General features: G+C 29.4%; 24 protein-coding genes. 19 read left to right on the top strand and 5 right to left on the bottom strand.

What is annotated here, in order from left to right; all coding sequences use genetic code 11:
- Window positions 1-3: 3 nt before the first annotated feature.
- The 3 genes from R3X25_RS05235 to panC are packed head-to-tail and all read right to left on the bottom strand — an operon-like array spanning window position 4 to window position 2,223.
- Window positions 4-993 carry a lysylphosphatidylglycerol synthase transmembrane domain-containing protein gene (locus R3X25_RS05235; RefSeq protein WP_317672557.1) on the bottom strand — a complete coding sequence of 330 codons (990 nt, stop codon included), beginning with the start codon at window positions 991-993 and terminating at the stop codon, window positions 4-6.
- A gap of 1 nt (window position 994) precedes the next feature.
- Window positions 995-1,345 (bottom strand): aspartate 1-decarboxylase, encoded by a 351-nt coding sequence (gene panD, locus R3X25_RS05230; RefSeq protein ID WP_317672555.1) that lies wholly within the window; start codon window positions 1,343-1,345, stop codon window positions 995-997.
- 38 nt (window positions 1,346-1,383) lie between these two features.
- Window positions 1,384-2,223 carry a pantoate--beta-alanine ligase gene (panC, locus tag R3X25_RS05225; protein WP_317672553.1) on the bottom strand — a complete coding sequence of 280 codons (840 nt, stop codon included), beginning with the start codon at window positions 2,221-2,223 and terminating at the stop codon, window positions 1,384-1,386.
- Window positions 2,224-2,331: 108 nt separating this feature from the next.
- On the opposite strand from panC, the gene R3X25_RS05220 reads away from it, so the two are divergent.
- Genes R3X25_RS05220 through glmS form a run of 3 tightly spaced genes read left to right on the top strand, consistent with a single transcriptional unit; the run spans window position 2,332 to window position 6,610 of the window.
- Window positions 2,332-3,138: a glycogen/starch synthase gene (locus tag R3X25_RS05220; protein ID WP_317672551.1), complete on the top strand. Its 807-nt coding sequence runs from the start codon at window positions 2,332-2,334 to the stop codon at window positions 3,136-3,138.
- Between the two features lie 23 nt (window positions 3,139-3,161).
- The gene (locus R3X25_RS05215; RefSeq protein ID WP_317672549.1) at window positions 3,162-4,748 is read left to right on the top strand and encodes a DUF4270 family protein; all 1,587 of its coding nucleotides are present in this window, start codon (window positions 3,162-3,164) and stop codon (window positions 4,746-4,748) included.
- A gap of 11 nt (window positions 4,749-4,759) precedes the next feature.
- On the top strand, window positions 4,760-6,610 hold the full coding sequence (gene glmS / locus R3X25_RS05210) for a glutamine--fructose-6-phosphate transaminase (isomerizing) (protein ID WP_317672547.1): 1,851 nt from the start codon (window positions 4,760-4,762) through the stop codon (window positions 6,608-6,610).
- 46 nt (window positions 6,611-6,656) lie between these two features.
- Here the strand turns inward: glmS and R3X25_RS05205 are convergent, their stop codons facing one another.
- Window positions 6,657-7,265, bottom strand: coding sequence for an FAD-dependent oxidoreductase (locus tag R3X25_RS05205; protein WP_317672545.1), 609 nt, complete (start codon window positions 7,263-7,265; stop codon window positions 6,657-6,659).
- Window positions 7,266-7,285: 20 nt separating this feature from the next.
- Window positions 7,286-7,867: a MarC family protein gene (locus tag R3X25_RS05200; RefSeq protein WP_317672543.1), complete on the bottom strand. Its 582-nt coding sequence runs from the start codon at window positions 7,865-7,867 to the stop codon at window positions 7,286-7,288.
- A gap of 86 nt (window positions 7,868-7,953) precedes the next feature.
- Here R3X25_RS05200 and R3X25_RS05195 point away from each other — a divergent pair, with 86 nt between their 5' ends.
- From R3X25_RS05195 to R3X25_RS05120, 16 genes are all read left to right on the top strand, one after another.
- A complete protein-coding gene (locus tag R3X25_RS05195) occupies window positions 7,954-8,523 on the top strand; it encodes a DUF3109 family protein (RefSeq protein WP_317672541.1) in 570 nt (189 codons plus the stop codon).
- Between the two features lie 65 nt (window positions 8,524-8,588).
- Window positions 8,589-10,169 carry a tetratricopeptide repeat protein gene (locus tag R3X25_RS05190; RefSeq protein WP_317672539.1) on the top strand — a complete coding sequence of 527 codons (1,581 nt, stop codon included), beginning with the start codon at window positions 8,589-8,591 and terminating at the stop codon, window positions 10,167-10,169.
- A gap of 156 nt (window positions 10,170-10,325) precedes the next feature.
- Complete coding sequence (locus R3X25_RS05185) at window positions 10,326-11,648, top strand: OmpA family protein (protein WP_317672537.1); 1,323 nt, start codon at window positions 10,326-10,328, stop codon at window positions 11,646-11,648.
- Between the two features lie 20 nt (window positions 11,649-11,668).
- On the top strand, window positions 11,669-12,193 hold the full coding sequence (locus tag R3X25_RS05180; protein WP_317672535.1) for a hypothetical protein: 525 nt from the start codon (window positions 11,669-11,671) through the stop codon (window positions 12,191-12,193).
- Between the two features lie 17 nt (window positions 12,194-12,210).
- Window positions 12,211-13,023 (top strand): hypothetical protein, encoded by an 813-nt coding sequence (locus tag R3X25_RS05175; RefSeq protein WP_317672533.1) that lies wholly within the window; start codon window positions 12,211-12,213, stop codon window positions 13,021-13,023.
- A 63-nt stretch (window positions 13,024-13,086) separates the two neighbouring features.
- Complete coding sequence (locus tag R3X25_RS05170; protein WP_317672531.1) at window positions 13,087-13,977, top strand: hypothetical protein; 891 nt, start codon at window positions 13,087-13,089, stop codon at window positions 13,975-13,977.
- A gap of 10 nt (window positions 13,978-13,987) precedes the next feature.
- Window positions 13,988-14,512 (top strand): DUF3592 domain-containing protein, encoded by a 525-nt coding sequence (locus R3X25_RS05165; protein WP_317672529.1) that lies wholly within the window; start codon window positions 13,988-13,990, stop codon window positions 14,510-14,512.
- Between the two features lie 28 nt (window positions 14,513-14,540).
- Complete coding sequence (locus tag R3X25_RS05160) at window positions 14,541-15,311, top strand: TIGR00266 family protein (protein ID WP_317672527.1); 771 nt, start codon at window positions 14,541-14,543, stop codon at window positions 15,309-15,311.
- Between the two features lie 60 nt (window positions 15,312-15,371).
- The gene (locus R3X25_RS05155; protein ID WP_317672525.1) at window positions 15,372-16,475 is read left to right on the top strand and encodes a hypothetical protein; all 1,104 of its coding nucleotides are present in this window, start codon (window positions 15,372-15,374) and stop codon (window positions 16,473-16,475) included.
- Between the two features lie 11 nt (window positions 16,476-16,486).
- Window positions 16,487-17,431, top strand: coding sequence for a lipocalin family protein (locus R3X25_RS05150; protein WP_317672523.1), 945 nt, complete (start codon window positions 16,487-16,489; stop codon window positions 17,429-17,431).
- Window positions 17,428-18,870: a hypothetical protein gene (locus R3X25_RS05145; protein ID WP_317672521.1), complete on the top strand. Its 1,443-nt coding sequence runs from the start codon at window positions 17,428-17,430 to the stop codon at window positions 18,868-18,870. Before R3X25_RS05150 ends, R3X25_RS05145 begins: the two co-directional genes overlap by 4 nt.
- A gap of 34 nt (window positions 18,871-18,904) precedes the next feature.
- Window positions 18,905-19,546 carry a hypothetical protein gene (locus R3X25_RS05140; protein ID WP_317672519.1) on the top strand — a complete coding sequence of 214 codons (642 nt, stop codon included), beginning with the start codon at window positions 18,905-18,907 and terminating at the stop codon, window positions 19,544-19,546.
- A gap of 34 nt (window positions 19,547-19,580) precedes the next feature.
- On the top strand, window positions 19,581-20,252 hold the full coding sequence (locus R3X25_RS05135; RefSeq protein WP_317672516.1) for a hypothetical protein: 672 nt from the start codon (window positions 19,581-19,583) through the stop codon (window positions 20,250-20,252).
- A 12-nt stretch (window positions 20,253-20,264) separates the two neighbouring features.
- Window positions 20,265-21,983: a carboxypeptidase-like regulatory domain-containing protein gene (locus R3X25_RS05130; protein ID WP_317672514.1), complete on the top strand. Its 1,719-nt coding sequence runs from the start codon at window positions 20,265-20,267 to the stop codon at window positions 21,981-21,983.
- 45 nt (window positions 21,984-22,028) lie between these two features.
- Window positions 22,029-22,487, top strand: coding sequence for a hypothetical protein (locus R3X25_RS05125; protein WP_317672512.1), 459 nt, complete (start codon window positions 22,029-22,031; stop codon window positions 22,485-22,487).
- Window positions 22,488-22,828: 341 nt separating this feature from the next.
- The gene (locus R3X25_RS05120; protein ID WP_317672510.1) at window positions 22,829-23,800 is read left to right on the top strand and encodes a ribonucleotide-diphosphate reductase subunit beta; all 972 of its coding nucleotides are present in this window, start codon (window positions 22,829-22,831) and stop codon (window positions 23,798-23,800) included.
- Window positions 23,801-23,986 lie beyond the last annotated feature (186 nt).

The raw sequence follows: 23,986 nt of genomic DNA, 5'->3' as shown, positions 1-23,986 counted from the left end.
ATATTAAGAATTTTTGTTTCCTACGTATCTATTATAAACAGGAATTAAAATAAGTGACAAACAACCAAAAAGTATTACCATAATAGTTTGCGCTGTCCACATAATCCAACCGAAAGCTAACGCAGCATTGTTATCAATTTTATACAAAACTAAAGCACTTGCAACAAATACTGGATATGAACCTAAACCACCATTAGTTAGAGCCATACTTAATGCTCCAACTACAAAACTAACAATAATAGCTCCAAAAGGTAAATTAGTTGTTTCTGGTAAAGCAAATGTTACTGCATACAACATTAAAATATACATTACCCAAATAAAAAGAGTATGAAAAATAAATTGCCACTTTCTTCGCATTGATAAAATACTTGTAACACCTTCTAACAATCCTTTTATAAAAGAAATAATTTTTATGACTATCGGATTTCTAGACTTTTTTAAATATCTATACGCTATAAAACCAATAATTGGAAGTACAACAAACATAACTATTTTAATGTAGATGTTGCTATTTCCTTCATCTTCTTTAAAAAGATAACTGCTTATTAAATCTGTTTGTAAAAAGAAAGCAATAGCAATTATACCCAAAAGCATTATTACATCAGCAACACGCTCGGCTACAATGGTTCCAAAAGCTTTTTCAAAAGGAATTTTTTCGTATTTTTTTATACTAGCAGCTCTTGCTATTTCACCAGATCTAGGAATAAATAAGTTTAATAAATACGCAATTAAAACAGTCATTACACTATTTGCATATCTTGGTTTATAACCCATAGGCTCTAACATAAAATGCCAGCGATATGCTCTTGATAAATGACTTAAAATACCAAATACTAGCGATAATACTACCCACCAATAATTTGCAGTTTTAAATGAATTTACAATGGAATCTTTGTCTGAAGGAGAAAGTTTAGATATAGAGTACCAAATTAAAAATACTCCCAAGGCTATTGGGAGTATTAGTAATGCGGTTTTTTGTGTTTTTTTATTCAATTTAGTTCAATGAATTGTTTTCTTCATTTGGAAAAACAATCCAAGGTTTAAATGTCTTTGCTTCTTCAAATTCCATACGAGCGTATGTAATTAGAATTAGTACATCGCCAACAGCTACTTTACGTGCTGCCGCACCATTAAGAGTTATTTCGCCACTATTTCTAGGGCCTGGAATTGCATATGTTTCAAGGCGCTCTCCATTATTGTTGTTCACAATTTGAACTTTTTCTCCTTGAATTATATTTGCAGCTTCCATTAAATCTTCATCAATAGTTATACTACCAATGTAATTTAATTCAGCTCCTGTAACTTTAACTCTGTGAATTTTAGATTTTACTACTTCAATTTGCATAGTGCAAAAATATATTTTTTTAGTTAATTAGTTAGTTTTTACAAACTTATATTATCTATAAGTCTAATATTTCCAGCAAAAACAGCTATAAAACCTCTGTACTTTTGCTTAAGTTCTTTAGTTGAAATTGTTTGAAGCGTAGCTTCATTGGCAATTTCAAAATATTCTAATTCTAACAATGGATGTTTTTTAAACTCGTTTTGAACCCATTGTACAACATTAACTGCATTTTCTATGCCAAATTTTAACTTGGCTTCTTTTAAAGTCTTAAAAATAAATGGAGCAGCTTTTCTATGTTCTTTAGTTAGTCGCACATTTCTCGAACTCATTGCAAGTCCATCAGTTTCTCTATAAATATCACAACCGATAATTTCAACAGGTAAATTATTTTTTTTAACCATTTTTTTAATAATTTGTAACTGCTGAAAATCCTTTTCTCCAAAATAAGATTTTGTTGGCGTAACAATTTCAAATAATCGTTTTACAATAGTACCTACTCCATCAAAATGTCCTACTCTATGCTTACCTTCCATTTGATGCTCTAACCCTTCAAAATCAAAAATTTCAGACTTAATATTTTTACTGTAAATTTCCTCTGCAGAAGGCATAAAAACCAAATCGCAACTAACTGATTTTAAGAGTTCTAAATCATTATCTATAGTCTTTGGATAATTTACTAAATCTTCTTTTTTATCAAATTGAGTAGGGTTTACAAAAATACTTACCACTACTAAATCATTTTCTTTTTTAGCCTTTTTTATAAGTGATAAATGTCCTTTATGAAGTGCACCCATTGTTGGAACAAAACCAACAGAAGTGCCTTTTTTTAACGACGAAATTTTTTGTTTTACTGATTTTATTTTAGCAAAAACTAACATATTCTTTTGTTAATAAACGTTAAAAGCGTGCAAACTTACGTTTTTCATCCGTAAATCTGTATAAATTTTTGTAATTTTGCATATTCTTTAGAGTTTAGAACATAATTTATGAAAGATAAAAGAGTATTAATTGTTTCATCGGAAGTAGTGCCGTATTTACCTGAAAATGAATTATCAACCACTTCATTTGAAACAGCAAAAAAAGTTCATAGTAACAAAGGTCAAACTAGAATTTTTATGCCTCGTTATGGGTTAATAAACGAAAGAAGACACCAATTACACGAGGTTATTCGACTATCTGGAATGAATTTAGTAATTAATGATATGGATATGCCATTAATTATAAAAGTTGCCTCAATTCCAAAAGAAAGAATGCAAGTTTACTTTATTGATAATGATGAATATTTTAAACGAAAAGCACTATTTACAGATGAAGATAACAACTTATTTGAAGATAATGATGAAAGAGCTATCTTTTTTGCTAAAGGTGTTGTAGAGACTGTAAAAAAATTGAACTGGTCACCAGATATTATTCATGTGCATGGCTGGATGGCAAGTTTATTACCACTTTATATTAAAGAATATTATACCAACGATCCCTTATTTGTTAACAGTAAAATTGTAACTTCAGTTTATAATAATGGGTTTGAAGGAACGTTAAATAAAGAATTTATTAAAAAAATAAATTTTGATAATATTGACGAGTCAAAATTAGAATCAATTACACATCCAGACTATAATAATCTTTTAATTAATGCAATCGAAAATTCAGATGCCGTAATTAAAGGAAGTGAAAATTTATCTAGTGAATTAGAAGAATTTATTAAAAGCTTATCCAAACCAGTTTTAGATTACTGCGCTAATGATGAAACTAATTGTGTTGTTACAGATTTTTACAAATCCCAAGTATTATAAGTTTACCAAAAAATTAGTTTTATATGACAACTAAAGTTGTAAAGAAATTAAAGTATGCGCTTTCCTTACTTTTTATAGCAAGTGCAATTATCTCTTGCGAAAAAGATATTGAAGATATTGGAGTAAGTCTAATTGATAATAATTTATTTGATTATAGTTCCACTTTTTCAAATGTAATTGTTGCAAATGAAAACATAGAAAAAACCGAAAGTTATATTGATACAAGAACTTCAAATAAAATTGTTAGACATTTATTAGGCGTTTATAACGATACTGAATTTGGCCAACTTAAAGCTTCAATAGCTGCCCAAATAACAATTCCCAACACAGGAGATTATTATGTGAATTTATTTCAAAATAGTATAGACGATTTAGAAAGTAACACTATAATAGACTCTGTATTAATAACAATTCCGTACACTACTCAATTTGATTCAATTCTTGAAGTAGATGGAGGTTCAGATGAATTAATTTACAATTCTGATATTATTACAGGAAATAAAACAGATAAATTTAAATTAGAAGTTTTTGAACTAGGAACTTTTTTTAATAGTTTAGATCCAAACGACCCTTCTCAACCAGCTGTTTATCAAACAAATAAGGTTTATCAAAAAGAAACCTTACTGTTTTCAGATAATTTCCAATTAAATGAAAATGATACTATATTTGAAATTAAAAGGTATTTAAGTGATGGAGTAACAGTATACGAAACGCAAGTAATTGATAGTGTTACTAAAAATGATTCTAGTAGATTTTTAAAAATTCCTTTAGATAAAGAACTAATAAAATCTATTTTTATTGATAACGCAGAAAACACTACTAACTTCGATTCTTTCGAGAATTTTTCTAGATACTTTAGAGGTTTTTATTTTGAAGCAACTCCAATAAATAACAACTCTCATTTAATTTCATTAAATCTAGAAAATGCCAAAATGTCTATTTACTACTCTTATGACGAAAAAGAAGCAGAAGGCGAAGATTTAGATGGTGATGAAACAACTGGAGAAAGTTTAGTACGAACAAAACACGTAAGTGATTTCACTTTTACCTCCTTTGCAACAAATGTATATGAAAGAGATTATACCAATTCAAAAGCAAGTGGTACAGATAAAATCTATATTCAAGGTGCATCAGGTGAAGAAGCAACAGTAGAATTATTCACAGATAATGATTTAGCAAATTTCCAAGAACAAAACTTATTAATTACCGAAGCTAATTTAACCTTCTATGTAGATCAATCTGCAGATAATAATATTGTACCAAGCAAGCTGCTAATTTACAATTATGACGACAAAGAACATATAATAGACATGTATACAGAGGGTAGCGATCTTGTTGGAGGAAACCTAGAATATGATGATAATGGAGAACCATTAAAATACGTATTTAGAATTACGGACTATGTTTCCGAATTATTAAAAGATTCTGAATATGAGCAAATAAAATTTGGTATTAAAGTTTACAATACCTCTACAGATACACCTTCCTCTTATGGAGAAATAGTAAAAGATTACAGTTGGTCTCCAAAAGGAGTTGTTTTATATGGCAGCGATGAAAGTGCTGGAGATAACAGAGTAAAACTAGAAATTAAATATACCGAACTAAACTAATAAATAACATTATGTGTGGAATTACAGGCTACGTTGGATTTAGAGAAGCATACCCTATTGTAATAAAAGGTTTAGAAAGACTTGAATATAGAGGCTATGACAGTGCGGGAATTGTACTTTTAAATGATAATAAAATAGATTTATACAAAACAAAAGGTAAAGTTTCTGACTTAAAAGAAATTGCTGAAAATAAAAATTCTAAAGCAACTCTTGGTTTAGGTCATACTCGTTGGGCAACACATGGTGTACCAAACGATGTAAATTCTCATCCACATATATCTAACTCTGGAAATCTTGTAATAGTCCATAATGGTATTATAGAAAATTATGACACTATTAAACAAGAACTAATTAAAAGAGGTTATACTTTTTCAAGCGATACTGATACTGAAGTTTTAATAAACCTAATTGAAGAAGTAAAAAAGAAAAACAATTGTAAACTTGGTAAAGCTGTACAGTTAGCATTAACTCAAGTAATTGGCGCTTATGCAATTGCAGTTTTTGATTTAGAAAAACCTAATGAAATTGTGGTTGCTCGTTTGGGAAGTCCAATTGCTATTGGAGTTGGTAAGGACAATAAAGAATTTTTTGTAGCTTCTGATGCTTCTCCATTTATTGAGTTTACTAGTGACGCTATTTATTTAAATGATGAAGAGCTTGCAATTATTCGCCTTAATAGAGATATTCAAGTATTTAAAATTGAAGACGATTCAAAAGTTACTCCGAATATTCAAGAACTTCAATTAAATTTAGAACAAATTGAAAAAGGTGGTTACGATCACTTTATGCTAAAAGAAATTCACGAACAACCTGATGCTATTAGAGATACTTATAGAGGAAGACTTTTAGCCGAAAAAGGAATTATAAAAATGGGTAGTGTTGATAATAACATTACCAAATTTTTAAATGCAAAACGCATTATTATTGTTGCTTGCGGAACTTCTTGGCATGCAGGTTTAGTTGCTGAATATTTATTTGAAGATATTGCACGTATACCTGTAGAAGTAGAATATGCTTCCGAATTTAGGTATAGAAACCCCGTAATAAACAAAGGTGATATTGTAATTGCAGTTTCCCAATCTGGTGAAACAGCAGATACTTTAGCCGCTATAAAATTAGCAAAATCACAAGGAGCATTTGTTTTTGGGATTTGCAATGTTGTTGGATCATCTATTGCTAGAGAAACAAATTCTGGAGCTTATACACATGCAGGACCAGAAATTGGAGTAGCTTCAACAAAAGCTTTTACTACACAAATTACTGTTTTAGCTTTAATTGCTTTAAAATTAGGAAACTTAAAAGGTGAAATTTCAAATTCAGCATTGCATACTTATTTACATCAAATGAGTTTAATTCCTGAAAAAATAACACACTTATTAAAAATAAATGATAAAATAGAAGAAATTGCTGCTATTTATAAAGATTCTCCAAATTGTTTATATTTAGGTAGAGGTTATAATTTCCCTGTAGCTTTAGAAGGTGCTTTAAAGCTTAAAGAAATTTCCTATATACATGCTGAAGGTTATCCTGCTGCAGAAATGAAACATGGCCCAATTGCTTTAATTGATGAATCTATGCCTGTTGTAGTTATTGCAACACGCAAGGGACATTATGAAAAAGTAGTAAGTAATATTCAAGAAATTAAATCTAGAAAAGGGAAAATTATTGCAGTAGTAATGGAAGGCGATAAAACAGTAAACGAAATTGCCGATCATGTAATTGAAATTCCGGACACTTTAGAGCCATTTACACCATTATTAACAACAATTCCTTTACAATTATTATCGTACCATATTGCAGTAATGAGAGGTTGTAATGTAGACCAACCAAGAAATTTAGCAAAATCAGTTACGGTAGAATAAAAAGTAACTTAACCATAAAAAAAAGCCAGCAATAAGCTGGCTTTTTTTATACTATGGCATCATGTATCATAGTATGTTTTCCTTCATTCCAAAGTGTTAAAATATCTGTTGCTACTTGCGCTCCACTTCCTGCTGCAATTGCATATTGACTTCTCCAACCAGCTAAAACTCCCGCTACATAAATTCCTTCATCAATCAAGTGGTTGAAATTTCGTAACATAATTTTATCTTTTTCAATTGGTATTTGAATGTGAGCTTCAACAAACTGCTCCAAACCAATAATGTTAATCATTTTTGAAGGTCCAACAGCAATAACTATTATTTTGGTTTTGTACGTATTTTTATTAGTAATAACCTCTAAAGTTTTATCTTTCAATCGTTTAACCTCAATAACTTTTTCTTTGTGAATTTGCTCAACATGTGAGTAATTTTCAGCTAACTGAATTAAACCTTCACTTAAAATTACAGTTCCTTTTGTTCCCATTTTAAAACCAAGAACATTATTTAGTTCAGCAGTATTTAAAGCAGAAGTTTTTTGATGAGCAATAATGCCAATTTTTTTCTCTTCTGCAAAGGGTTTTCCTTTAGCTGAACCTAATATTAAAGCACATGACAAACCTGCAGCACTTCCTCCTAAAATTAAAACATCGAACATAATTATATTTTTAATGTGTATTAATTAAATAAACCCATAATATTGGAAGCAAATAACTTTACTGAAATAGCTAATAGAATTACTCCAAACACTTTTCTAATTATACTAATACCGTTTTCACCTATAAATTTCTCAATTTTTTCTGAAGTTTTCAAAACAATATACATAAATATTATGTTAATAATAATTGCAATAACAATATTTATGGTTTCATATTCGGCTCTTAATGATAAAATAGTTGTTAAACTTCCTGGCCCAGCTATTAATGGAAAAGCCAAAGGAAATACCGAAGCCGTATTTGGAGTTGTACTATCCTCTTTATATAGCGTTATGCCTAAAATCATTTCTAATGCTAGAAAAAATAAAATTAAAGAACCCGCAACAGCAAAAGAATTAACATCAATACCAATTAAATTTAAGATGCTTTTTCCTAAAAACAAAAAAACAATCATAATAATTCCTGCAACAATAGAAGCCCTTTCAGATTGAATAATTCCAACTTTTGAACGTAAATCTATAATAATTGGAATATTTCCAATCATATCAATTACAGCAAACAATACCATAGCCGCTGTAAATATCTCTTTAATATTTAATATCATACCTTAAAAATTTAAAAGTGGGCAAATGTAAAAATTCAAACTATATAATAAGCAAAATTAGTGTAAATTTTACTTATTTTTGCCACATGTTTCAATTAGGAAAAACCATAGTCTCTGAAGACATTATAGAAAAAGAATTTGTGTGCAATTTAAGCGCTTGTAAAGGTCAATGTTGCATTGATGGTGAAGCAGGTGCACCACTTGAAGAAAGTGAACTTCAAATATTATTAGACATCTATCCAAAAGTTAAACCATATTTACGTAAAGAAGGTATAAAAGCTATTGAAGAACAAGGCTTATTTATAACTATTGATGGCGAGTATGAAACCACACTAATTGACGGAAAAGATTGTGCTTTTGTTATTTTTGATGAAAACAAAATAGCAAAATGTGGTATTGAAGAAGCGTATAACAACGGAGATATAAAATGGAAAAAACCGCTTTCCTGTCATTTATACCCAATTAGAATTACTGATTATTCTGAATTTACAGCATTAAATTATCATTCTTGGCCAATTTGTGATGACGCTTGCTCATTAGGAAAAGAATTAAGAGTTCCTGTATACAAATTTGTAAAAGACGCACTTATTAGAAAATTTGGCAAGGAATGGTATTCTGAATTAGAGAAGGTTGCAGAAAATATTGAAAAAAAATAGCACACCTTTTATAAATTTTAGTTTTTAAATTTTGTAATTTTAGCAAAGATTTTTAATCTTTTGCTATGCACTTTTCTAAAAAGTTTTATTTATTTTTTACAATACTTATTGTTTACTCATTTGCTTATAGTCAAAAAATAACTGAAGTACAAATTGATAGTATTTTTAATGAATTAAAGGTAAAACCAAATAGTATTCAAAAAGTTGATGATTTATTTTCATTATATAAAACTTCAGACAGAAATAAAGTACTGAATGAAAATATAATTGATGAAGCAATAATTGTAGCCAAAAAAATATTATATATAAAAGGTTTAGGTAAATGTTACGATAGAAAAGGATACGTTTCAAGAAAAAATTACGACTTCAGTAATTCGCTTATATACCACAAAAGAGCTTTAAATTACTTAAATAAAACAACAGATACACTAGCTATTATAAAGTGTTTGAATAACCTTGGGGTAACTTACAGAAAATTAAATTTAGAAAAAGAAGCCTTTGATTTTTATTTTCAAGCTTTAGATGTTTCCGAAAAAATAAAACATTCACGCAGTGTTGCAATAGCTCTAAATGGTATTGGGAATGTATTTATAGATACCAAAGAATACGACAAAGCATTGTACTACTTTAAAAGAGTGTATAAATTCGATTTAAGCTCTGAAAACATTAAAGGCCAAGAATATAGTTTATCAAATATTGGTGAAGCCTATTTATATGAAAAAGAATACGATTCAGCATTTTACTACTTTAACAAAGCGCTAAATTTATCAATAAAACATAAGCATAAATTAAGCGAAGCATATAGGTATAATTTATTAGGAAGGCTTTTTCTAAAAAAGGGAGATTTTAATAAATCAATTTCATATTACAACAAAGCAGTACCAATTTTAGAAGATTTTAACGAAGTAAGATATTTAAGCAATACACTAATTAACATTGGTGTTAACCAATTAAAAACAAAAGAACTTTCTAAAGCAAAAAACAATATTAATTTAGGGTTAACCAAAGCAAAATCCATTAAATCTAGAGAAAATATAATTATTGCACATGAAGCTTTAACTGAATACTACTCACAAACTAATAATTACAAAAAAGCTTTAGAATCTCAACAAATGGCAACCACTATTAAGGATAGCGTTTTAAATGAAGCTTCTCAAAAAAGTATTATTAGCACTCAAATTGCTTACGAAACTGCAAAAAAAGACGATGTAATTCAAGAGTTAGCAACTGAAAAAACTAAAATTGAAAAAGATGCTGAAACAAATTACCATAGATTATTAATTTCAATTTTTGGAGGCTCCACTATATTAGCGGCATTAGCGGTCATGTTTTATTTATATAGAAAAAATTCAGATTTAGAAATTGAAAATAAAAATAACGAGTTACAAAAATACATTCATCAAATTAACGAACTAAAAAACAATCCAAAAACAAATACTCTTACTGCTGAAAATTTTGAAGAATTTGGACTTTCAAAAAGAGAAATTGAAGTATTTAAACATATTACTAATGGCTTAAGTAACGATGAAATTGCTGAAAAAATGTTTGTTTCTAAAAACACTATTAAAACACATATTAAAAATATCTACTCCAAATTAGATGTAAAAAACAGAATACAAGCTATTAAAAAAATTACTACTATTTAAAAGCTTCTAATTTTCAAATTACCAATAAACACAAGGCTTTAAAGCTTAAAATCACCTTTATGGGTGAATCAAATCATACTTTTTTATGAAGTAAAATACTACTTCAGAATGTAATTTAGCACTATAATTAATTGCTAAAATTTCAATTAAAAAATTATGAGAAAAAAAAGCCAAAACAAACAGATTAAAATTATTGCTAAATTAATAATTGTAGCAATCCTATTTATTTTTACACCACAGCACGTAGAAGCACAATTTTTTAAAAAACTAAAAGAAAAAGCTGAAGCTAAAATTGAACGCGAAGCCGAAAAACGTGCAGAACGTCGCATGAACAAAAAAATTGACAAAACTTTTGACGATGCAGAAGATGTTATTGATGGAAAAAACACAACTAATAAAGATTCCGAAAAAAGTAACGACAATTCTGAAAATGGAGAAAACAAATCTGAAAACAATACAAATGGAAATCAAAAAAATGGAGCTAACAATAATTCAGCACCAGTAGTAAATAAACCAAACGTTGTTTGGAGTAAGTTTGATTTTGTACCTGGAGATACCGTAATTTTTGAAGATGGTCCAAGTACCAATGAAGAAAATGGCGAATTTCCAAGCCGTTGGGATTTATATAAAGGAGGTGCTGAAATTGCCGAATTTAATGGAACACCAGTTATAATGTATCTAGACGATGGTGGTGTAATAATTCCCTATTTAAAAAATTCAAGCGAAGATTACTTACCCGAAGTTTTTACAATAGAAATGGATGTATGGTTTGGTGAAGAACAAGAGTATAAAAGATATTGGATCGAGTTTTTTGATAAAAAAAATCAAAGACGTGGTGAAACTACCGATTTAGAATTATACCCAAATGGATTAGAATATGGAAATTCAAGTAAGAGATACCCAGGTAGAGAAAATGTTAATTGGGGTGTTGTAGATGTACCTATGTGGAGACATATATCTATAGCTTATACAAAGGGTAAATTTAAAGCCTATATGGATGATACTCGATTAATTAACATTCCTCGTCTAGAAGGTAATCCAACAGGTATTTCCATACGTTCAGAATCTGGTTCAACCACATATATTAAAAATATCCGTATCGCTAAAGGTGGTGTAAAATATTATGACAGAGTGCTTTCTGAAGGGAAAATAATTGTAAACGGAATAAAATTCGACATAAATAAAGCTACGTTAAAAGCTGAAAGTATGGGTCCAATCAATAAAATTTATGATTTGATGGTAAAAAACCCAGACATCAATTTTAGTGTAGAAGGACATACAGACAGTGATGGAAGCGATACAAATAACCAAACACTTTCTGAAGCAAGAGGAAAAACCGTAATGGACAAACTAATTGCAATGGGAATTACTCCAAATAGACTTAAATCAAACGGTTTTGGTGAATCTAAACCAATAGATAATAATAGCTCTCCAGAAGGTAAAGCAAACAACCGTAGAGTAGAATTTGTAAAATTTTAAATTAATAAAAAAATTAAATTATGAAAAACACAATCAAATTTTTAACAGTATTAGTAGCAGTATTTAGTTTCACATTTACTTCCTGTGACGATGATATTTTAGATGTAGATTTTAACACAACAATTACAGCTAAAATTCCTGTTCATGTAGACCAAGATCAAGAAACCGTTAATGAAAGTACTATTTTATCACTAGATAATAGTGATACAAATAAGTATTTAAATAAAATTAAAGGTGTAGAAATCACAAAGCTAACCTATAAAATTACCAACTTTTCTGGAGATGCTACAGGAACTATTAATGTAGATTTTAAAGCTGATAATTTAATATTACAAACCGAAGGTTTTGTTGTTGAAAACGCATATAACAATACAACAATTTTTGAAGTAACAGATATTGATAAATTAAACAATATGGCAAATCTGCTTAAAAACAACAAAAGTGTTACTGTTGGTGTTTCTGGAGATTGTGTAGCAAAAGAAAATTCAATGGATTTTAATGTAGAAGTTACTGCAGAATTAAAAGTTACTGCAAATCCACTATAAACTCTAAATTATAAAAAATGAAAAATCTAAATCTTCTAGCAATAGTCTTATTACTAGCACTCACATCGTGTTCAGAAAGCAAAAAATCAGAAAAAAGTAGTTATAAAAAATATCCTTTTAAATCTGCTGTAATTGAATACACAGTTTCAGGAAATTCAACAGGGACAAAAACTACATACATAGCAGATTATGGATATAAACAAGCCGAATTATCAGAAATTACAACCAACATAATGGGTATGAAGTCTACCGAAAAAAAGGATGTAATTACAATTGGATCTAACATAAATACAATAGATCATCAAACAAAAAAAGTAATAACAACCAATAATCCTTTCGCTGAAAAATATGCTGAAAATGTAGGTGAAGATTATATAAAAACTGGAGAAGATGTTTTAATTGCTTTAGGTTTTAAAAAAAGTGGAACTGAATCTGTTTTAGGTAAAGAATGTACTATTTGGAAAGGAATGAACACCATTTGGACATGGAAAGGTTTAGTACTTAAAAGCGAAACAAATATTATGGGAATGACAGTTGCTGAAACAGCAACAAGTATTAAAACCGATATCAATGTTCCTTCAAGTAAGTTTGAAATTCCATCTAATTACAGTGTACAAGAAGCTCCAGAAATGGAAGGTTTAAACGATGTGTTTTCTGAATTTGAAGATGCAAAAGATGAGTTAACTTCAGAAGATAAGGAAATGATTAAACAGGTTCAAAACATGTCTTTTGAAGATTTTGAAAAAATGATGAAAAAAGAAGATCCAGAAGTATCTGATGAAGAAATTAAAACTGCTTTTAGAATGATGCAGTTATTGCCTAAAAATTAGAATTTAGAATTATTAACAAGCATAATTAATCCTCTTAATACTGCATATTTAATTATAAAAAACATGAAAAAATTAACCATTATAATCGCATTATTTATAGTGTCCATAAGTTGTAAAGGAAACGACACTAAATCAACAGATAAGTTATCAATTAACACTAATCAACAAGATCCAATATTAAAACGATACAACGTAAAATCGGGGATTATTAAATACAAATTAACCGTAAGCGGAGGCACAATGGGAAGCGTAGTAGTAGGCGACGGAACTGAAAATGTATATTTTAAAGATTGGGGAAAGTTAGAATTTATGGAAGAGAAATCTACAACAACTACAACTATCAATATTTTTGGTCAAAAAAAGGTGGAGAAAGCTAACGTACACAAAATTTCAAAATTAGACAATGGCGAAGTATATAACGTAGATTTTGACAAAAAACAAATTTTATTACGTAGAGATATGGGAATGGAAGTAACTAAAGCCTTTGCTAGTGGTGATGCTAATAAAACAGGAATGGAAATGTTAGAAAGTATGGGTGGGAAAAAAATTGGGAATGAAAACTTTCTTGGTTACAATTGTGAAGTTTGGAGCATTCTAGGTGGTAAACAATGGATGTACAAAGGTGCTGTTTTAAAACTTGAAATTAATGTAATGGGAATCCTAACCGTTAAAGAAGCCACCAGTGCTAAATTTGATGTAAATGTACCAGATAGTAGTTTTAATTTACCTGATTTTCCTATTGTAAAAGAAGAAGGTTTTTTAGACAATGAAGAGTATAAAGATGAAATGGAAAATATGGACGACAAAATGGATATGTTAAGTAAAATGTCCTATGAAGATTGGAAGAAAATGGCAACTAAAAACGATCCTGAAATGAAAGAAATGAGCGATGAAGAACTATATGAAACGTACAATATGATTCAGAAAATGATTAAAATGAAACAAGGAAATTAAATAAACTGTTATGGCAAATCAAAAAAACTCTCCAATAGCCACCTTTATAATGGGTATTATATTTATTGTTAGTAGTTGGATGGTGTATAGCAATTTTAGCGCACCAATGGTTAAAGAGTCTGAAGCTTCAGAAAATTGGCCAACTACTTCAGGTATGATAACGTATTCTGAACTTTCACAAAGCATGAGCGACGGAAAAAAAATGTATGCAGCTAATGTAAATTACAATTTTACCGTGGATGAGAAAGCTTACACTGGAGATAGAATATCGCTTACTAGTAATGGTACATCTACAGGTAGTGTGGGTAAAGTAAAAGAAACATTACAAACCTATCCTGTTGATGCAAACGTAACCGTTTATTACGATCCTGAATTTCCTAATAATGCTGTATTAGAACCTGGAGCCGACTTCTTTATTTATTTTGTTAAGTACGGGCCACTTGTTTTAGGTTTAATTGGAGTGTTAATGATATTACAATTGGTAAAAAAAATTGGTTTACTAATACTTGCACTTTTTTTAAGCACTAGAAATTAATTCAATAAAAATTACATAAAAAAATAGAATGAAATCACACGATATAGATTATAAAATAAAAGGACACGATATTCAATTTGTAGAAATTGAGTTAGACCCACAAGAAACAGTAATTGCTGAAGCAGGTGCCATGCTTTACATGAAAGAAGGCATTGATTTTGTTGCAAAAATGGGCGATGGTTCTGAACCAGAAAAAGGCTTGTTTGGTAAATTATTATCAGCTGCATCACGTAAAATTACGGGCGAATCTATTTTTATCACTCATTTTACACATCAAGGTACAGGAAAAAGCCACGTAGCTTTTGCGGCTCCATACCCTGGAACTATTATTCCTTTAGATTTAGACGATGTTGGAGGAACTATTATTGTGCAACGCGATGCATTTTTGTGTGCAGCACTTGGAACAAAAATTAGCCTACATTTTAATCAAAAATTAGGTGCTGGTTTTTTTGGTGGTGAAGGGTTTATTTTACAAAAACTACAAGGTGATGGTAATGTATTTATTCACGCTGGAGGAACAGTAATTGAACATCAATTAAATGGCGAAACATTAAGAGTTGATACAGGTTGTGTTGTTGGTTTTCAACAAGGAATAGACTTTAGTGTACAACGCGCAGGAAACTTAAAATCTATGGTATTTGGTGGTGAAGGTTTGTTTTTAGCAACCTTACAGGGAACAGGTAAAGTATGGTTACAATCAATGCCTATTAGCAAGTTAGTTAACCAATTATCTCCAGGCGGCTCAAACAGCAAAAAAGAAGAAAGCAAAGGTTTGTTAAATAGTTTATTGGAATCATAGATTAGAGATTCTTCAGAATTAAATAATTAAAAAGTGGAATGTTGCTAAAAATAAATTGCTATGAAAATTAAATTACTGTTTTTATCACTTATTGTAACTGTAGCAGTACACGCACAAGATTTTAAACCGTACAAAGTAAAATCAGGAAAAATAATCTATGAAAACTTAAAATATTCAACCGTTTCAGGATATTCAAATAAAAATGGTGTTGAAACAAGTTATAGCAAACAAGTGCCATATGTAGCCGAACAAGTAATTTATTATTGGGATGAATTTGGAGATGTTGCGTTTGAAGAAACATATCAGGTTTCAAAATTTGGAGGAAAACCACTTCCTGAAAAAGTAAAAATAGCAGAACGTTTATGGGCAGATGAGCATCGTTACTATTTCAGCTTTAAAGACAATAAAGTAAGTGACGATGCTTTTCATTTAAGAATAAAATGTAGAGAGCATTTTCAATACTATCAAATAAAAGATTCTTGGATTGAAACTTTGTATATGGGAGCCGAAAAGTCTGGAACCAAAGAAATACTAGGAAAACAAGCCGATTATTACAACATAAGTAGATATAATGATATCTATGCCTGGAAAGGTTTGGTTTTAAAAGACGAAAGCTTCTCTACAAAAGGATCAAATGGTCCTAGAAACACTATTGAAAGAGCAAAAGTTGCTGTAGAAATTGATACTATTTCAGCAATAAATAAAGAACTGTTCAATCCTATTTGGTTAAAACGCGAAAGACTTTATCAATCTTTAAACAATCAAAAAATTGTAGAATTATTTGATGGTCGACAAGATGTACTAATACAGGCAGATAATATCAACGGGTTTAGAATTAGAAAAAACGATATTTTACTGTTTGTAACCACCAAACTAGCTACTGGGAAGCTTCAAGTTTTAGACATTGATCAAAATAATTTAACCATTAAATATCAACTCTATAACAACAATGGTTTTGAGTTAAATTCTAGAGATTCTTACAAAATTAAAGATGGCTCAATGGTAAATATGGATAACATCACTTATAAAAAATCAACCAATACGGAACTTGATTTTAAGTATGAAAAATCCATTATAATTCCACAAAACAATATCAGCGTTTTTTTACTAAAACCAAGCAGATCAAAAACACTAAAAATTAAGAAATACATTAGAAAACACTAAAAATAAAAATTATGAAAAATTTAATAAGTGCATTAATAATCATCCTGTGTAGTTTTTCTTCAAAAGCACAAGATGCTACTATTATTGGAAACTGGCAATTAACTACAGTTGCAGGAGTTGGAGAAACCGAAACAGGATTAGAAGTCGTTTTTATTTTTGAAGATAACGGCGTTCTAAAAGCAGGAAAAAACCCTAAATCAAGAACAATGAATGTTGGTACTTGGAAATACAATAAACAAAAAAAATTACTGGTTTTAACAAGCGAAATGGATCAAGATTTTAATGGAGAAACTACTGTTTTAAAATTAAACGATAAAGAGTTAGTCTATAAAAAAGGCATTACAACATTTAGCTTTATAAAATTCGATCCTCCAGCTAAAGTTATAATTACAATGAAAAAACCAACGCTTTCATTTGAAATAGAAGAAATGTATGATGAAGAAGGGAATTTTAATTATGAAGAAGCAGAAGCTAAATTACCTTGGAGAATTACAACCATTGTAAATTTTTTAAAGGACTATACCGAAATGGTGTACAATGTTACAAGTTTCCCTGATGAACAAGAACCTTTTGCTTGGGTTGAAAGCGAAAAAATAAAGTATGATGATGCTGCGCAAACTATTGATGTTAGAAGTTTCTCTCATTCTCAAAACGATTATATAGATATGATGGAAGATCCAATTTTGATGGATAATCTTCCAGAATATGAAGAAGATTTTATGTTCTTCCCTCAAGATAATTTAGATACTTATAAAGTAGTAGGAACAGAAAAAATAGAAACACCAGCAGGCACTTTTGAATGTACCATTGTTGAAGGTTTTGGAAGGTTTAATGCAAAAGTTAAATATTGGATGGTAACTAAAAAACCAGGTGTATTTGCTAAAGTAATTAATGTAAAAGATGCACCAGCACCTTACGGAAATACAACTGTATATATTTTAAAAGAAATAAAATGAAAACTATAGTAATTTCAATTTTAACATTCGTAAGTCTCGCTGCTTTTGGTCAAAACAATGCAGAACAAACAAAAATTAAAGACTATTTAGAAAGCTCTTTACTAAACAAAAATACCTTACTAATTAGTAGTGCTTGGCAAAAAGTAACCGCTTCAGACATTTATCAAAGCGAATTACTCTTTAGCACCAATCATCACGATGGGCATAACATAGTACAATTACAGTATTTTATAAAAACTGGAAATAAACTGATTGCTTTTAAAGATCAAAACGATCTATTGGCTTCAAATGCGTTTTTAGAAAGCCTAAAATCAAAAAAATTTAAACTAACAACTGAAGATGATGGTGTTGCTTTTCAATCTTTCTTAAAATTATTAGATTATAAAAATGGTTTAGGTTTTTTCACTGAAGATAACACTTGGTATTTTATAAGAGATAAGTTTTTTGATGATATAAAAGCGTATATAGTTACCACAGATAGTAAAGGTGAAATCGTATCAATAGTTTATCAAGATGAATTGGAAAAAAACTTACCTGAAACACTTTTACAAGCAGGAAAAAATATAGATTCTACAAATTCTGAAGCTAGTATTTCAAAAGCAGATAGTGATTTTATGCGCAATTATTTGTATAAAAACACAAATTATAAATTTGAGATTACACCACTTAATTTTTATTCCATAAATAAAATTTCAAACATTTCAATTAACAAATGTAACTTAAAAGTAACCGAAGGTGAAGAGGGCAACAGCTTTACAAATAATACGCCTTTTGTGTTAGTCTCAAGTAATAATGAGTACATAAAATCTTCTATAGATGTACTTTTAGAAATACCCATATTCTTAAACAGTTTACAAGAAAAATACACACTAAAAACAGAAGATGATGCCAGACTTTTTCAATATGTATTAGACGATCTTTCACCAGTTAGCAAATTTGATATAGAATTAAAAACCTTTTACAAAAAAGACAATATGTGGTTTTTTGTTCGCGAAAAATCTTTTGATGATTTAAAAGGCTACATCTTATTAGTAGATGAAAAAAACAAGGTTTCTCATCTAGAATATGCCAAAATTTCTGAAGAAAGCATCCTTCGTATAAAAATGAAAGATCCAAACTTTAAAGCAGATTATAAATTTAAATTAGAACAACCAACTACAACTAAAGTTAAAGTTAAACAAGGCGAAGATTTATATGTCGAAATCAGTTTTGATGCCAATATGGTAAATGCAGTAGGCGCTTGGGTACTTACCCAACGAGATGGAGAAAACGCAGGTATGTATGCAGGCACATCCATAGATTCACCTTTTACCAAAAGAATCCCTGGTGCGGCTTTAGAAAATCAGTTTCATACATATGAATATTATTTACTTAAAAATGGTGAGAAAAATGTTGAAAATGCCTTAGGAAAAGTAAAAATTGAAATTGAAGTAGAGTAATTAAAATATGTTCAACTAAATAAAATTTAAAATTATGAAACGCATCCTATATTTATTAGTAGCAGTAGCCTTTTTAGTTTCGTGTTCAACAAGCCAAAAAACTACAACAGCAATAACTAAAACGAAACCAATACCTCCTGAAGGTATCACTTTTACTGAAATTAATAATTTTAAAGGTTTTGCTTCACTCCAAAAGCCGTATCAAGGTGAAGGGTTTAGCAAGCAAGAATCTAGTGCATTCAATGATGCTGGAGAGCAAGTACCAACTAGCAAATACCTAGGGCAACATGTATATCAATTTAGTAATTTATCTACAAATCCATTTATAAAAGGTGAGAATACTACTATTAATACAGCACTTGAAAGCATTAAAAAATCCAGCATTTTAAGACCAATGCTTAAAAAAGAAAATGTATTAGAACATTACAGTGATGTTGTAATAGCAGGCAAAACATGCAAAAGATTTCTTGTTTCCTCTAATTTTAGTAGAAACGATTATTCTTGTGTGTATTATAGATTAGGTTATATAATTCCACATCACAATACTACGGCACTTTTTTATATAGATCAAGCAAAAAGTAGTCCAATAAAGGCTTTTGAAGGAGATGTTAAAAAACTTGAGAGTGTATTTAAATATATGATTGAAACTGTTGAATTTAGAGAATACAAAAATTGATAAAGTTATCTGTAATAAACGAATTAGAAATATTATGAGAAATCTGTTAATACTAACAATAGTTTTAAGCACTGCTTTTGCCGGTTTTGCTCAAACGTGTAACAGCAAAGCAAAACTTCAAGAAACCATAAATACAATTTCTGAAAAACCAAAGATGTTACTTTCAAACAAGTTCTTGTACATTATTCACCCAATGATTAAAAAAGAAGATCGCGAACGTGAATATAAGATAAATGGAAATCTAATTTGGGAAGCCAATTTGTGTAAAATTACATACACTTGGTACAAACAAACCAAAGGACCAACATCAAAGTCAACTATTAAAATTGGTGAAACTTTTTCGTTTAACTATCCATTAAATACGCTTAAAAATTTATTAAGTGAAAATGAATTTAAAGGATGGGAGTTTTCCGAAAGTTTAGCGTTGGATAAGCAAAATTTCAGCGGCTACAAAAGTACCGTTGTTATGAATGGAGTTGAAAAGAATTTTCAAGTGTATTTAAAAGGCAACCAACTTTACGCAGTATCGTTGGGGTTTGCAAACACTGGAATATCACATGAAAAAAATGTAAAAGAATCAGCAGATTTCTGGTATTTTTCAAAGGTTGGTGATCAACTTCGCTTTGTAAAAAAATTTACCATTAAAGCTTCAAAAAATAATTCGGTTCCAATAATCGAAAAAACAACAGACAATTATCAATATTAAAATTCAATTTTAATGAAACAACTATTTTTTATTCTAATAGCATTCATTGTATTTAAAATTAACGCTCAAAACGAAACAACAAACATCAATTTTGAGGTTCCTCAATCTTTTTTTAATGAAATGTTTAGAGGTCCAAGCGATAAATATTTAGTAGCATGGACCGGAGGCGTTAGTACCATTGTAAAAAATAAAAATGGTCAAGAAATTCAAATTAACGGAGTTATTAATATTGTTGAAGATTATTTAAATACTGAACTTACAAATCTAGACCGTAGGTATTTTAAATTTAACTTAAACTCACCTTCAAAAAGAATTACTACACCTAATGGTAAAACTTGGGCTGGACGTTGCGGGTACAACCCTTATGAAGGAATAACTTATAAAGATATTATGAATGGAGTTATAGCAGGTTGGCCACCTGAATTAACTACAGAAGTTTGGGCGTTACATGCTTCAAAAATAACTTCAAAAAAAGGAACTTATATAAATCCTAAATCTGGAAAAACAGAAGTAATTTCCGTATATTTTAATGCCAATTCTACTTTTTACTATCATAAAATTAAACCGCAAAGCTTAAAAGGTAAAATTACCAGAGATGATGATTATAAAGCTTGTGGTGAAATTAGAATGTATCGTTTAGGTCCAGGTTACCCAAGATTCAATAAAAAAACGGATGTTATTGCTGATAAATTTGAGTTTAACAAAGAGTTATTTTTAGGCGAATATCAAGTTCAATATTTATGGGAAGATGGAACTTTTGAAGTTTTAGAACAAAACTATATCTATGATCCCTTTAGTGTATTACCTGATGATTTAGAATATGAACTTAAAACTTTTGAAGGTGAAATTAGCGGAACTTTAGTAGATAAAGAAACGCATAAACCTATAAAAAATCAAAAAGTAAAACTACAACCTGTTTGTTCAGAATCTACACTACCAGAAAAAGAAACTATAACAGATGGTGAAGGTAAATTTAAATTTTCCGAAGTTCCAAAAGGCGTGTACAATGTTGTTACAAAAGGAGCTTTTAACACATTGGCAGGTTTAACTAAAGATCCAGCTTTAAGATTAAGAGAAATTGAAGTTAAACCAAATTACAAATACGATATTTATGCTACTTACACTGCTTCTGGTTTTGCAAAAGCAGAACTTGTTTGGAGAGCTGCAACCATTAAATTTCCAGAAGAAGGTGACAAAATTCAATTTTTTGATATGATGGCATTTAAAAATAGTGGCGATTATGATAACCCAACAGGAACTGATGGTGAGCCTTTAAAAATTCCGTATACAACAATAATTCCTGGTATAGGTAAACAAACTTTATATGGTTGGCCTGAAAGTGAAACAGCAACACCCGAAGTACTTTCTGTTTCTTCACTTGGCGGATATAAAGTTTTTCCAAGCTTTAAAGTTTCTTTAGATGAAGACGCATTAAATTCTTGTAATATTTCACAAGACAATAATGGACCTATTTACCTAGAATTAAATTTTGATTTATCTGGAAGATACCCAAACTCAACTGTTTGGCAACAAGTAGATGTAGGTACTAGAGAAGATAAAGTTTGGAACGCCACAAAAGGAAATTCTGCAAACGGATATCCTCAATCTTTTAAAAGGTATTATTTTACTAAAGCTGAAATAGAGAAATTTAAAAATGGAGAATTATTAGAAATAAACTTAACGGGTAAAGCAAACTTAAAAGTTGAATTTAAACCTTTAGAAAATCAATAATATAAATATCACAAACAGTAATACTAAATTTTATAAAAAAACACTATGAAAAATTATAAAACAATTTTAATACTAATAATCGCATTTACTACTATACTTTCTTGTTCTAAAAAAGATGATGAATTAACTTTTGATGAACTAATGGTTGAAAACAGCCCTTGGAGTTTTAATGGCGTTGAGCTTTCAAATGTAATAAATAACGGAACTGAAGATTTTGATAAAGATGAATTTGAAAAAAATGTTAAAGAAGCCAACGAAAACACCTCTTATAACTTTTATTTCGATGGAACAGGAGAAATATTTTATGGAAATGAAGATGGAACTACAATAAATTGGAAAATTATTAATAACAATCAATTAATACTATCTGATGATGAATGGGAAAGTACTTTCATCAATTTAATAGTAACTCAAACAAACCTAGAATTTTTAAGTACTAATATGACAGTTAATTTAGATGTTAATGCTGATGTAAAATATCTTTTTAGCAAATCTATTAATTAATAATTGAATTAATTTAACGCATTACAATTAGGAAATATAATAATTCCCCTAGTTTCATTTACACTTTTCTAAAGGCTCAAATTTAAAAACTTGAGCCTTTTTTAGTTTTTTAAAAAAAGAAACACATTCTTATACAAATAAAATTTACAATACCACATATAACACTGATATTCAGAAAGTAATAATTAAAACTAAAAAGTATTTTTATTCAAAATGTTAAAAACTTCTTAATAACTGTTTGTAAGTACACCTTTTTTTATGTGCAAAATTTTTCAATATTTGTTTCTCTCGTTTTAAACGAAAACTCTAACTATTTTCTAACTAAAATAATACTATTGCCAATGGCTGCTATTGAACCAATTTTGCAAGAAAACAAAGACCGATTTGTAATTTTCCCTATTCAACACCAAGATATTTGGGAATGGTATAAAAAGCAAGAAGCCAGTATTTGGACAGCTGAAGAAATAGATTTACACCAAGATGTAATTGATTGGGAAACTAAATTAAATGATGATGAGCGCTATTTTATTAAACATATTTTAGCTTTTTTTGCTGCTTCTGATGGAATTGTAAATGAAAATTTAGCAGAAAACTTTGTGAGCGAGGTTCAATATTCTGAAGCAAAATTCTTTTATGGTTTTCAAATTATGATGGAAAACATTCATTCTGAAGTGTACTCATTATTAATTGATACCTATGTTAAAAACGAAGCTGAAAAAGATCAGTTATTCAAAGCTATTGAAGTTTTTCCGGCCATAAAATTAAAAGCAGATTGGGCTTTAAAATGGATTGAAAGCCCAAGTTTTGCAGAACGTTTAATTGCATTTGCAGCGGTGGAAGGTATTTTCTTTTCTGGTAGTTTTTGTTCAATTTTTTGGCTGAAAAAAAGAGGATTATTACCTGGATTAACGTTTTCTAACGAATTAATTTCACGTGATGAAGGTTTACACTGTGATTTTGCTGTACACTTACACAACCACCACATAGTAAATAGAGTTCCAAAAGAACGTATTTCAGAAATTCTTGTAGACGCATTAGATATTGAGCGAAAATTTATAACAGAATCTTTACCCGTTAGTTTAATTGGTATGAATGCCAAATTAATGACTCAATATTTAGAATTTGTAACCGACAGGTTGTTACTAGAATTTGGTTGTGAAAAAGTTTACAATTCAACCAATCCTTTTGATTTTATGGAAATGATTTCATTAGAAGGAAAAACAAACTTCTTTGAAAAAAGAGTTTCTGAATATCAAAAAGCCGGTGTAAAAAGCGGTGGAACTGGAAGTATCAGTTTTGATGCAGATTTCTAAATCTATTTAGAATTAGGTTTATACAACGTTTATTTAACGCTCCAAGCATTAAATAAATAGAAATTTTAACATTGTATCTCCTGTATAAAAAAAATTATACGATGTTAAATTTTCGTCAACCTGAACTTGTTTCAGGTTCGCAAAATAATTAATTATCTGTATGGTGAGATGCTGAAACAAGTTCAG

It is taken from the genome of Lutibacter sp. TH_r2, assembly GCF_033101135.1.
In the GTDB taxonomy this organism is placed as follows: domain Bacteria; phylum Bacteroidota; class Bacteroidia; order Flavobacteriales; family Flavobacteriaceae; genus Lutibacter.
Note: the sequence above shows the minus strand (reverse complement) of the source record. Positions and strands in the feature narration are given on the sequence as shown.